Below are 12,813 nucleotides of genomic sequence, written 5' to 3'. Positions count from 1 at the left end.
TCCTTTATTCCAAACCAACTCACACACCCTGCAATCTCAAACTCACACCAAGCACAGGAACAAACCGGTTCATACCTGACAACAGCGGAGAGTGTAGCTCTTACGGACACCCGCCCACGTACGCGTTGCCGAAGCAGATGTAATCAAACACGTTCAGCGAGCCGCTCTGATCACAGTCGGCATAGGCCGTCTGCGCCGAGTACTCGTTCCCATAGCAGATGTAGTCAAAGATACTTAATGTCCCACTCTTGTCACAATCAGGATAGCAAACACAGCTGATCCGAGCGATGCTTTTCACCGAAACGCCGTTCGCCAAAGCAAAGGTGCCCCCAAAGAGAACATCACCGTTGACGTCGTGTGTTATCGCATGGACAACGCCACTGACATCAACTTCGGATACATTCCATGCGGATCCATCCCAAATGTTCAACCCGTCATCACCGCCTACATAAACACTCCCGTTCGAATGGGCATATACCGAGTAGACATTCCCATTCACACCCTGCCCAAGAGCCGACCATTGTCCGCCAGACCAGCGTGCAATGTTCTTCGCTGGCTGGCCGCCTGCCTCATCAAATCTTCCGCCCGCATAAATATCAAACGATGGCGAAGTATCCATCGCGTACACGTATGCAAACGAAAGCGTGTTGTTCACACTTCCACCAAGCGCTATCCAGTCCTGCCCGTTGTAGTACATCACACCGAAGTGAAACCCACCAACGATCAGCGTATCGTGGAAGTTTGATGCCATCGAAGCAGCGTTATTCGAACTGGGGCCTCCTGGTGCCGTCTCTACCCACTCAGAGCCGGTCCAGCGAGCAACGCCACCAAACTCCTTAAACCCTCCTGCGACAAACAAGTCACCATTGCGACCAATGTGGAGATCACGCACAAGTGTGCTGAATCCGCCATCCATCGCGTGCCACGATGTTCCATCCCATCGCGCAACAAAGTTGGCAGCAACGCCATCGACCTCAGAAAATGTTCCACCAATCACAAGATCACCATTAGAAAGCACAACCGATGTATACGCACCCGTTGGTGGGTTCCCGCCACTCAATCCAGTCCCAAATGGATGCCACGTGTTCCCATCCCATCGAGCTATTCTGCTTAACTCAACACTGCCAGAACCTGAGAGTGTAAAATCACCTCCCGCAAAGACATCACCGTTTGGCATGACTGAAACTGTTCGTACAAGACCGCTCAGTCCTTCACCAAGAGGTATTATCTCGGGTGTTGAACAGCTCTGTTGCCCCAAGGCACAGGAAGCTGAGACACCAAGGCATGCAACTGCTCCAGCAATGACCTGTACATACGTTGATGATTTGAGCATTTGGATACCCTTTCAATCAAGGCGGTCTCATCCCACGGGCAAAGTCAGCATTGATTCCCCGCTACAGGAAATAGTACTGGAAAATGACAAAGGTTGAGCGCAGATTTCCAAGATCCACGGAAGATTAGCAAAAAGCACACCTCCACGTGCGAGGTCTTCGCTGTGTGGAGGCGTCACTGATTTCAGACTATCAGGTCCTGTTTTCTCTTACGGGCAACCCGCAGCGTACGCGTTCCCGAAACAGATGTAATCAAACACGTTCAGCGAGCCGCTCTGATCGCAGTCGGCGTAGGCTGTCTGCGCCGAGTACTCGTTCCCATAGCAGATGTAATCGAACACGTTCAGCACGCCGCTCTGATCGCAGTCGGCATAGCACATTTGCGTCGCGCATAAGTTGATGTCAAGCTCGGTACGTAGTGTCACCAGCGTATCAAACGCGCGCTGGTTCTGGCCGTTCGAGAAGTTGTCGCGACACTGCTTGGTCGAATAGGACATCAGATTTGTCACGTCAGGGTTGTACGGCGATCCACACGCAGAGCCGCCACCTGTGTATGTGCAACTGGATGACACCGCGCCAGATACGTTCGGATCGGCTGGTGTGTCGCACACAAGATCGCCAGCGGTGCTGCAGTTCGAGCCGTTCGGGCACTCCTGACCATAAAATGTCTCGTGCGTGTGGAACAGATCGAAGTAGTGCCCGATCTCGTGCGGAAACGTAGAGTGGTTCGTGGGCAGTGCTGTGCAGTTGTTGTTCATCACAATGCCCTGCACGCTGCTGAATGTGAACGATGAGATTCCGCAGTAAGGGAAGCTCTCAACGAAATAGATGTTGATCGTGCCCGGCACCACGTTCATGCTGCGGAGCTGGTCGATGTGCGCTGTTGTGCTCATCTGCGAGTAGAAAAAGTTGTCGTCGATGTAGTCGACCGTCCCGGGCACACAGAACTGCACGTTCATCGGTGCGTACGCATCGTTCGCATCGATCAGCGCCTGATCAAGACGAGCCTGAGACAACCCGCCTGTGCCGTTCGACTGACGCACCACGTGGAATGTTAGTGGCACCACGACAGGACCATCGGGCACGCCCTGGCCCATTGGCATGTTCTGGAACATCTCCATGTAACGGAGAGCTTCTTCGGCTGTGAATGTTGTGCCGCATTCATTCTCTGGTACATGCTGAGCACACGCGCTACCAGCAACCGTTGCGACAACGGACGCGAGAATCATTGAGTGGGTTCTTTTCTGCATGATCTTTCCTCTTCGTTCTGCGTGGGTGGTTTCTGATCGTCCGGTGGGACCATCGCGTGAAGAATGATTCGCCAGCCCATACGCCGATGTTGCAAAGGGACCGAAAATCCTTTCAGGAAAGAACAAAGTACTTCCGAGAACCACAGCATTTCAAGGTGCCATCAAGACTTACATCGCGTGGCTCGGGCCTTCGGATCGAAGCTCACGACTCATCAGTTGAGATATCGCGCGTATCGGATCGAGATCCTCGAACAACACCGCGTGCACTGCCGATGTGATCGGCATCTCCACACGAAACTTCTCAGCGAGCGCAACAACAGCCCTTGCTGTCTGCACGCCCTCGACAACCGACTTTGTCCGCTTCAGATACTCGTCAAGTCGCTCGCCGCGACCGAGCGCTTCACCACACGAGCGGTTGCGCCCTTCCGGCGAGAAGCACGTCGTTGCAAGATCGCCCACACCCGCGATGCCATTGAACGTCTGCACGCTCGCGCCCATGGCGCTGCCGAGGCGCGATATCTCAGCGATACCACGCGCAAGCAGCGCACTCTTTGCGTTGTATCCAGCCTGCAACCCGTCGAGAATACCCGCTGCGATCGCAATGACGTTCTTTGTCGCGCCAGCAAGCTCAACACCCAGCACGTCGGCGTTGGTATAGATGCGCAGGAATGTTGTCGAGAACAGGCTCTGGATGACGCGTGCAAACGCCGCATCGTCGCTCGCCGCTGTCATCGTCGCGGGAAGACAGCGTGCAAGCTCGGTTGCGATGGTCGGGCCCGAGAGCACGCCGATCGGTCGCGGGCGCGCATCCGGATCGTCCTTGAGCGCATCAGCAATGATGTGCGTCGGGCGCAGCAGTGTCGATGTCTCGATACCCTTGGATACGCTGACAACACTCGCGTGCGATGGGATGTGCCTGCGTAATCGGTTCCACACATCGCGCGTGTACTGCACGGGGAGCGCTGACACAATCAGATCTGCATCCGCAAGCGCGCCGGCGTCTGTCAGCGACACATGCACGGACTCGGGGAGCACAAGCTCCGGCAGACGAGGACTCGTGCGGGACTGCGCGAGTCTGCCGATCTCGTCCGTGTCGTGCCCCCACATCGTGATGCGTCCCGGCATCGGCGCGTCCGATGCGCGGTCGGGCAGCTCAGCACTCGCGCACAGCACCACCGCACACACAAGACCCATCTGCCCGTCGCCAAGAATCGCGACGTTCACCGGCTTGCTGCTCTCGAATGTGTGCCCGTTGATCTCTGCCACGCCTGCCCTCGGAATCTGCAAATGCCCTGCTGCGTCTATCCATCGTAGTTGCGCTACAACCATGATGACACCGCACGATCTACCGTGCATCTGTGAATCTAGATCCACACATGCAGCGGGCCCTGGAAGCACTCCACGCATATCGCAACGGCGCGTTCCCAATGGCTGGTGCCAGAGACGAGCAGGACCACGACGAAGTCAGGTACTACATCGCCGAGCCGCGCGCTGTGTTCCCGCTTGATGGGCTGCATGTGCCGCGCTCACTCCGCCAGCTCGTGCGATCAAAGCGGTTCCGTATCACGTCTGATGCTGCGTTCGAGCGCGTTGTCAGACTCTGCCGTGATACCCGGTTGCCCGAACCATCTCCACACGCGGACGACGACGAGGGCGATGCCGGCACCTGGATCAACGACGAGATCCTTGAGATCGCGACAACACTCCACGCGCTCGGCGTTGCGCACTCCGTTGAGGCGTGGCTCGACGATGCGCTCGTTGGCGGGCTTTACGGCATGGCGATCGGCGCCGTGTTCTGCGGCGAGTCCATGGTCAGCCTGCCGGACATTGGCGGATCGGGCGCAAGCAAGGTGTGTCTCGTGCATCTCGTGAATCATCTGCGAACACGCGGGTTTGCTCTGCTTGATGCGCAGATCATCTCGGACCACACACGCTCGCTCGGCGCGATTGAGATCCCGCTCGATCAGTTCCTCGAAACACTGGAAAGAGAGCGCGATCGCGAGATTGACTGGCATGCTAGCAATGTGAGCATCGTCCCACCAATAACAAACAACATCGTCTGAATCTGGTGCTGCTCAGCAAAGCGAAAGAAAAAGCGGGCACTCGGGGCCCGCTTCCCTCCGTTGAGGAGAATCGACTCGAAACTGGAGGTTTCTTGCTTCTGTTGTAACGCGCCAGCCAGCGCAAGGTTTCCTGTGTGCTTGGCCTTCGCGTGTTTTTGTTTTATTCAGCCCGTGGTCGCAGCAAGCCCGCGGAGCGATGCCTCGCGACGCTTCACCTCGATCTGCTCGCCCGTGTCCTCGATGCCGACACCCTCGCCGAATCGGAACAGACGGAACGAGTTGGCAATCACGAACACATCACCCACGAAGTGATATGCCGCAGCTGCAGTCACTGCGAGCAGGCCCATAGCCGAGAGAATCAGCCCAACGACAACGATGAGAATCGACACGGCGATATTCTGGATGATGATCGCGCGTGTGCGACGCGAGAGCTCGATAAGGAACGGCAGGCGTGAGAGCTCGTCGTTCATCAGCGCAACACCCGCGGAGTTCGCTGCGATATCAGAGCCCGCAAGACCCATCGCAACACCAACATCTGCCTCTGCAAGCGACGGACCGTCGTTGATGCCGTCGCCGACCATCATCACGTGGTATCCCTGCTCGACGAGTTGCTTGATCTGCTCGTGTTTTTCTTCCGGCAGACACTCCGCTTCGATCGCATCAACACCCACCGCAACGCCAACGCGCTTGGCAACGCCGAGCCTGTCGCCCGTAAAGATGGCAACCTGTTTCACGCCGAGCTCACGCAGATGGTTGATGATGTCGCGCGTGTTGCGCTTGACCTTGTCCTCAAGCCCAACCACACCAAGGTAGCGGCTGCCCTTCATGATGTGAACGCCGGTGATCCCGTCGATCTTCGCCTCGGTCTCGCGCAGCTGCGTTTCGACCGCAGGGTTCAGCTGGATCAACCACTTCGCACGTCCAGCGTACACGGGCCCTTCTGTGGTTGTCGCCTTCGCACCAAGGCCATGCACCTCCTCAAAGTCTGTTGGAGGCGTAATCTCGACCTTTGCCGACTCGGCAGTGCGCATAATGGAAAGCGCGAGCGGGTGATTTGATTTCTGCTCTGCAGCAGCAGCTGCCTTCAGGAGTTCTGCTCCGTCAACACCGGGCGCTGGCACAAGACGCGTCACCGCAAACTCGCCCGTGGTGATCGTGCCCGTCTTATCCATAACAACGGTGTCAATGTTCGCAGCAGCCTCAAGATAGTTCGATTGCTTGATCATCACACCGAGGCGCGCCGCAGCAGCAAATGCAGCAACCATCGCACTTGGCGACGCGAGCAGCAATGCTGCAGGGCACGTCACAATGAGCACAGAGATTGCACGTGATTCAGCCTGATTACGAACGAGTTCGTCGGGGCTTTGAGAGTACATGAACCACACAACCAGCGCAACCATGATCGCAACCGGGAAGAAGAAGCGTGCAACTTTCTCGATAATCAGCTGCTTGGGAGATTTCGATTTTTCTGCTTCGGAAATCAGCTGGGACACCTTGCCGATGGTGGAGTCCGCACCGACACCCGTCGCAACAAGTTCGATCGCACCAGTCAGGTTCACGGTACCAGCGAACACAAGATCGCCGGGCGACACAGACACCGGGAGCGATTCACCGGTCAGCGATGCCTGATTAATGGTGGACTTGCCATCGGTCACACGACCGTCCACCGGCAGATTCTCACCGGGACGGACACGGATGCGCGCCCCGATCCGCACATCACTGAGCGGGACTTCGCGCTCGCTGCCTGACTCATCGACGATGCGCGCAACATCGGGCGTCAGACCGATGAGCTCTTCAATCGCCCGCTGCGCACCCCATGCAGTTCGCCGCAGGATCTGATCGAACGCCAGCAGCACAAACGCGAGGAACCCGGCGATGAGGTATTTCTCTGAAATGATCGCCGCCAGAACCGCAATTGCTGCAAGACTCGAAGTGGACGGCTCGCCCTCTCGTATCTCACGAAACGCCGCCGCGCCCATTGGGATCATCAGCACGATGGCCGCAAGCATCGCAGGCATGGTGGCTACTGCGGAGTTGGTGTGGCCGGCAAGCAGCGCAATTCCGCTGACCAGCAGCAGCACCCCACCAAACAGATACATGATGATCGAGTTCTCGGTGCGCTTGCCGACCTGCTCGGACGATGCTGCACCCATCCCTGCGTTCAACTCGGCGTAGGCCGCTTCGGACATGGTTATCTCCGCTCAAATGCCCCAAAACAGAGGAAAAACCGCGATAGCACCCTTGCGCCGGCTTCCCACGCGGCGGGGTGGAATGATCTCTGGTCACGCAACAGCCCGGGTACTGCACCCGGCTCGGCTGATCGCTACGTCCGAGCACAGCACGAGGTTCGCGCAGATATGGATTGATCACCTCAACTTCTGAGCAGAGTATCAAATCACTTAGCACTTGTTTGTTCGGGCTTTGTGAGATCCAAACCCGGTTCGCGTTTCGACCAGAAAAGGAAGGGCACAGCACTCGCGATGGCACCTGGAATCGTGTGCCAAAGAAAGAGATGCGTCATAACAAGATGCTTTACGTATTCGTTCATCGACATCCCAGCGGCCATAAACCCGGACGATCGCCGGTAGGTCTGCTTGGTTGATTTGACATAGAGATACGCGCAGAACGAGGCGATCAGCAATCCAACCGCAATCGGTACACACCGATGAACCCACGTGCCACACCTGCTCGTACCATCGCGTCTGTGCGTTGCAGCTGCGATCGTGTGCTGTCTTCCGAGCAGCAGCACGCACACGCCAAACACAAGTCCGAGCAGCACCATCAGCCTGATCATCGTGCCGCCGATCATCAGCACTGGAATGTCGTGCTGCCAGTACGATGTGGCGTGCCTGCTTGCGATTGTCAGTGTTCCCAATGGCGCGCAAAGGAGAAAGAGATGTCGAGCCCAGTTCTGGCGGAGCACAAGCGCTGTGCCAACGACGATGCACAGCACTGCACCCGCCGTGTTGAGCCACCCAAGATCAACAGCATTGTGCGGATATTCCGGTACCGCGAGCCGAGCCATGAGTTCATCCTCTGACAGCGTGTGCACGAGCCGATCGAACTCCTCGTCTGATGGCGGCTGCACGTTCCCTCTGCCCATGAGCGTGTACACACCGATTGCAACCGAGTACACACCTACAACGCAAAGAATCAGCCTGCCAACGAGAAGTCCGGAGCGCGATGGATTGTATCTCTGCCTCGCAGTCGAGGCCTTTGTTTCAGACAGCACAGATTCGTGCGCTGGCGGTTCACCTAGAGCAAACCACCACACGATTGGTGCAGTGAGCAGCCCAGTTATACCCGCGGATGTGATAATTGAACTAACTGCTGCTGTTGATTTCGAAATGTTCCGATCGCGTAACAGTCCGGCAACCTCGCCACCCAGCAAGAATCCAACATACACCGCAATGCTTCCGCAAACAAGCCATGCCAGCGCATGCTTCCAGGTTCTTGATACTGCACCCGCCCATGCGGCACTTGGCAGTGCCGTGTACGCCAGCGTGACCAGCCAAGCAGGCATGTCGTGCCGACGCAATATTTCTCCAACAAACAATGCAAGAAATCCGAGCGTGAGCCCAAGCGACGGGAGCAACGGCCTTTGGATCCGCACGGATGCCAGCATCACGTATTGGGCCACAAACAGAAATCCCAGAAGACAGTACCCAACCCAGTCTTCCTCTGGCTTTGCAAGTCGCGCAATCAGTATGCCGACGCCAGCACCGAGCGGAGTTGCACAAAACCACAATACTGCCGCAAGAACTGCCCTGGCCTTTAATGGGGAACCCGCATGATTATGTGCATTGTCCATAGCATGCTCCAAATCTGAGTCAGCACAGGAACAGCAACGAACCTCTTGCATTATAGTGCTCATACGGGCACATACCATTCGCCGTGGAACTCTTCGCCTTCAGCGACATCCATACCAGTACCCACGCGATCAGTACGTTCGCGGATACTGCCAGAAAAGCTGACATCATTGTTGGTGCTGGCGATTTTGCAACCATGCGCAGAGGGCTGCAGCCCGTAATCGATGCAATCGCAGCGCTCAATAGACCGACTGTGCTTGTCCACGGCAACAGCGAATCAGAAGACGAACTCCGCGTTGCGTGTGAGCCATACTCACATCTTCATGTGCTCCACGGGCAATCTGTTGTCATAGAGGGTGTTGTGTTCTTCGGACTTGGTGGGGCAGTGCCCGTCACACCGTTCGGCAGTTGGAGCGTTGATCTCACAGAACACGAGGCCGAAACACTTCTTGCGCCGTGCCCGAACGGCTGTGTGCTTGTCTCGCACTCGCCACCTCTCGGATACTGCGATACCACATCATCTGGAAGTTCTATCGGCAGCAGCGCGGTGCTTGCGTGCATCAAGCGCACACAACCAACTGTTGTGCTTTGTGGCCACGTGCATCACTCATGGGGCAATGCAGGCACCATCGGCACGACACGCGTTCTCAACCTGGGCCCGACAGGTACAGGTGTGAATGTGTAATGCTTGCACTGTTCGATCTTACGCCGCCCGCATCGATGCCTGCTGCTTCAGCAGTTCCTGCACGTAGCGCTCGATCTGCTCAGCCACAAACCCGCGATGCTCCGCGTTGAATGTGAAGTCCAGCGCAACACCCGCGTACACGTTCTGCATCGAGTCAATGTGCGTGTGCGCAAGCTTCACCGTCGCACCCAACGGCACCGGGATGTACGGACGAAGGTCCATACGCACCCAGAACATCCGCGCGCGGTCCAACCCGTGCGCATGATCGCGCGTCACGAGGAATCCGGCGCCGCCGCCGCCGATGTTTACGAGTGATCCCATGAACTTCGGCCCAACATCCGGCAGCACCTCTGCAGCAACCGTCACGTCCTTTGCGAACGCGCCCTGCTTTTCCAGCGACAGGATCTGCGCGCGGTTGGCGTGCTCCGCTGCAACGACCGAGGTCGGATCCAGCAGCGGCCACATCTCGACCTTCGCAGGATTCATCTGCGCTGTCGACACACGATGCGCCGATCTGCGCGAGCACCGCTCCACCTTTTCCGGCATCTGCAAACGAATCAGTCGCTGCGAGCGCCCCGAGCGCGGATCACGCACGGTTGCATCGCCCAGCGACGACGTGCGGAACATCCACCGGTTCTGCCCGATGCAGATAGCACACACAAGCTCGACGCCTTTCGCGATGTCCATTGGCTTGCCGAGTGTCACGGGCACTTCGACACGGATCTCGCCTTCAAGCAGTTCACACACGCGCACACGCCAGATCAGGTCAGCGGGTTGCGCTCGCTTTGACGGATCATCGCCGGGCGAGACAGGCTGATCCTCGCGCCGAGAGAGCGCATTGATGATGTCGGCAGGCTGCGATCGTTCTGACAGATCCTCGCCCGGAGCGACGGGCTGATCACCCGGCGCACGCGACTGCGCGAACGAGAGTTCGAGTGATCCACCGCGCTGCTGAAGCTGAAGAAGGCATTCGCGCCAGCGTTCGGTCCGTGATCTGTTGGCAGGCATGTGCAGTCCTCGCACGTACAACATCAGAGCGCAGCACACCGTGCCCTGCGCGTGTCAGTCTGTGCCATCACAATCGGATTGATTCCGGGGTGTGTCACGGGCACCACCCATAAATCCCGCGGGATCTGCAACGCGTGTGACGGGGGGCCGTTCTGTGCGGCCTGTACCGGGAAAAGAAGCCGTTTTCGGACGAACATGGTCAGTCGGGGAAGTAGGATTCGAGAGGCTGAATCAGATGGAGATTGACACACTTTGCCGACCACGCGCTGGTTATGTCAATGATCTGCGACCGACGATCCGGATCAAGTGATGCAAAGTATTCTTTCACGCGCGCAATGGCCGATTCGTAGCACAAAGGGTTTTCATCAAGTACAGGAAAACGGCTACTGGTTACGGCAGATTCACCAACACCGAACCGACGTATATACTCATCAAGTCTAGCGATTCCGCATACAAGTACCACGTCTGACGCTATCGAGTTCTCACAGATACATATGTCAACCATGCGGTTTGCATCATCGCACGACACAAGCATGTAAACCATAAGTGCTGAACCAAAGAAGAGCGGATCTATTTTCTCCCCGGATCGAAAAGACATGCTTGCGTATTGGAGTCTGACCGCAAACTCACGCACTGGTGCTGTTGAACGAATAAACCCATCGGGAGATTGAAGCAGAACTGAATGGAAAGCACCGTAACGAGCGCGTGGAGGTTGAATCTCCATTAGCAAGTTGAAGACGGGCTCGCTGCGAACCCGCCATTCATTGAATCCATTCCACAAATCTGGAGTGTCGGGAGAACATGCAACAGCAAGAGACATGTGATGCGAACCCAGATCACTCGCAAGAAGTAATCGTGCAACATACTCACCGCCTTGCGTGTACAAGCCCGCTATCTGTTCGAGCAACTCCGCCGCTCCATTTGTCTCGTCTACTCTTTGTGAACTCACCTCAAACTTTGCAGCTGCATACTCTGCGTACAGTCGCGCGCGCGAATCGAGTTTGTGATTGCGCTGCCGACCACCATCGCTATTGAAAGGAATACGTGATTCCAGGCGCTCATATCGTGCTGCCGTCAACGGCGGATTCCACATCAGCGCAACACGATCTGACCACACCGGCCCAACCGCCCACTCCGCAATCAGCCAGCCGCACGTTCCGACCAGCGTCATGATCACACCAACGATCGCAAGCCGCATGCGCACAATCGCGCTGCGTCTGTTTGGCGCAGTGCCGCACTCCGGGCACACTGCGTCCGCATCGGGCAATCCCTCGCGCGAGAAACCGCATTTCGCACACTTCCCATTTGAAAACACAGCACGCTGGAGTCGCCACACCGCGCGCACAAGCGCCAGCAGGCAGATTAGTGCGATGCTCGACACAATAACAATGGCTGCGGTGTTTGTGGTCATGGCGATAGCTCACCGGGAAAATAGGACTCCAACGGCATCATCTGCTTTGCTGACACCAAATACTGCATGCTTGGTTGGGCAGTATCCAGTATCTGCTGCTGGCGTTCGCGCGGGAGCAATGCAAGATACTCACGAAACCGAACAAAGACCCCGTCATAGCTCGCTCGACGATCCAGCGGGTAAACCGATGCCAACTGATACGTACCTTCGTATCGCTCATTTGCAACAAGCTCCATCTCAAGTCGAGCCATGCCGCACAGCATGAACACATCCGCTGCAATCGTGTCCTCCGCGATACCTCGCTCAAGCACGCTCTGCACTTTCTTGTGCGGCAGCCACATGTGCTGCATGGCGTACGTGCGAAGGAAAAAGGGATCGACAACACCCCGGTCTTTCCACACAAGACGAAGGTACTCCAGCATGAAGCTTGTCCATGTTGATGGCCCAACCTCAGACTCGAACGGCGACATCCGGTATATTTCACCAAAGAAATAACCTGCTGCAAGCTCGCGCGTTCTGTCGTTCGAAATGGCTGCCAGATTCTGCAAGCACGGATCAACCACTTCTGCCACCGTCGGTAACATCTCCCACGACACGGTTCTGCTCGCCGAGCACAACCACACAATAGTGCTGCGCGCATCATCTGAAAGAGGCATCGTCAGTGCGTGCTGGGCAAGATAGGCTTGAGCATTCTCATACTCACGCACAATATCAATGAGCAGGTAATACGCGTAGTTCCGTGACATCGGATCAACGGCATCGAGCTGGCTCACAAGGTACCGTGTGACGAGCTCTTCACGCCGATGCATCGGACGTCGTGCTGTCTGATCGCCCGCTTGCGCTTGATTGTGGGAAATGCGTTGCCGCAGTGTGGTATAGCGAGCCTCTGTCAGTTGCGGCTTTGTCATCAGTGCAACACGATCAAACCACACCGGCCCAACCGTCCACTCCGCGATAAACCAGCTACACACACAGATGCACGCCACAAGTGCGCCAATCACGGCAAACCGTTCTCGAATGACCGTGCCGCGTCGATTTAGCGGCGTGCCGCACTCCGGGCACACCGCGTCCGCATCGGGCAGTCCCTCGCGCGAAAACCCGCATCGCGGACAGCCCCGCGAAAACATCGCACGAGACAACAGCCGACCTGCGCGCACAACTCCCAAGAGCAGCACGGACCCTATACACACAGCAATCCAGATGGCTGCAATGTTGGTGGTCATGGAGAGATATCGTAACAGAACAAAGCCCGGGGC

General features: G+C 56.8%; 10 protein-coding genes. 2 read left to right on the top strand and 8 right to left on the bottom strand.

What is annotated here, in order from left to right:
- Positions 1-100: 100 nt before the first annotated feature.
- From H6815_04855 to H6815_04845, 3 genes are all read right to left on the bottom strand, one after another.
- Entirely contained in the window at positions 101-1,177 is a 1,077-nt protein-coding gene (locus H6815_04855; protein ID MCB9859764.1) for a hypothetical protein, read from the bottom strand.
- Between the two features lie 363 nt (positions 1,178-1,540).
- The gene (locus H6815_04850; GenBank protein ID MCB9859763.1) at positions 1,541-2,581 is read right to left on the bottom strand and encodes a hypothetical protein; all 1,041 of its coding nucleotides are present in this window, start codon (positions 2,579-2,581) and stop codon (positions 1,541-1,543) included.
- Positions 2,582-2,749: 168 nt separating this feature from the next.
- Entirely contained in the window at positions 2,750-3,847 is a 1,098-nt protein-coding gene (locus H6815_04845; GenBank protein ID MCB9859762.1) for an NAD(P)-dependent glycerol-3-phosphate dehydrogenase, read from the bottom strand.
- Between the two features lie 110 nt (positions 3,848-3,957).
- Between H6815_04845 and H6815_04840 the strand changes: the two genes are divergently transcribed.
- Positions 3,958-4,644 carry a leucyl/phenylalanyl-tRNA--protein transferase gene (locus tag H6815_04840; protein ID MCB9859761.1) on the top strand — a complete coding sequence of 229 codons (687 nt, stop codon included), beginning with the start codon at positions 3,958-3,960 and terminating at the stop codon, positions 4,642-4,644.
- A 164-nt stretch (positions 4,645-4,808) separates the two neighbouring features.
- Here H6815_04840 and H6815_04835 read toward each other — a convergent pair whose 3' ends face one another.
- The gene (locus H6815_04835) at positions 4,809-6,833 is read right to left on the bottom strand and encodes a cation-translocating P-type ATPase (protein ID MCB9859760.1); all 2,025 of its coding nucleotides are present in this window, start codon (positions 6,831-6,833) and stop codon (positions 4,809-4,811) included.
- A gap of 206 nt (positions 6,834-7,039) precedes the next feature.
- The gene (locus tag H6815_04830; GenBank protein ID MCB9859759.1) at positions 7,040-8,455 is read right to left on the bottom strand and encodes a hypothetical protein; all 1,416 of its coding nucleotides are present in this window, start codon (positions 8,453-8,455) and stop codon (positions 7,040-7,042) included.
- 83 nt (positions 8,456-8,538) lie between these two features.
- Between H6815_04830 and H6815_04825 the strand changes: the two genes are divergently transcribed.
- On the top strand, positions 8,539-9,138 hold the full coding sequence (locus H6815_04825) for a metallophosphoesterase family protein (protein ID MCB9859758.1): 600 nt from the start codon (positions 8,539-8,541) through the stop codon (positions 9,136-9,138).
- Positions 9,139-9,156: 18 nt separating this feature from the next.
- Here the strand turns inward: H6815_04825 and H6815_04820 are convergent, their stop codons facing one another.
- The 3 genes from H6815_04820 to H6815_04810 all read right to left on the bottom strand — a co-directional run bounded on the left by H6815_04820 (position 9,157) and on the right by H6815_04810 (position 12,780).
- Positions 9,157-10,146, bottom strand: coding sequence for a hypothetical protein (locus H6815_04820; GenBank protein ID MCB9859757.1), 990 nt, complete (start codon positions 10,144-10,146; stop codon positions 9,157-9,159).
- A gap of 199 nt (positions 10,147-10,345) precedes the next feature.
- Positions 10,346-11,557 carry a hypothetical protein gene (locus H6815_04815; GenBank protein MCB9859756.1) on the bottom strand — a complete coding sequence of 404 codons (1,212 nt, stop codon included), beginning with the start codon at positions 11,555-11,557 and terminating at the stop codon, positions 10,346-10,348.
- Complete coding sequence (locus tag H6815_04810; protein MCB9859755.1) at positions 11,554-12,780, bottom strand: hypothetical protein; 1,227 nt, start codon at positions 12,778-12,780, stop codon at positions 11,554-11,556. The genes H6815_04815 and H6815_04810 overlap by 4 nt, the downstream gene beginning before the upstream one ends.
- Between the last annotated feature and the right edge of the window lie 33 nt (positions 12,781-12,813).

Source organism: Phycisphaeraceae bacterium (assembly GCA_020639155.1).
Lineage (GTDB): Bacteria > Planctomycetota > Phycisphaerae > Phycisphaerales > UBA1924 > JACKHF01.
Note: the sequence above shows the minus strand (reverse complement) of the source record. Positions and strands in the feature narration are given on the sequence as shown.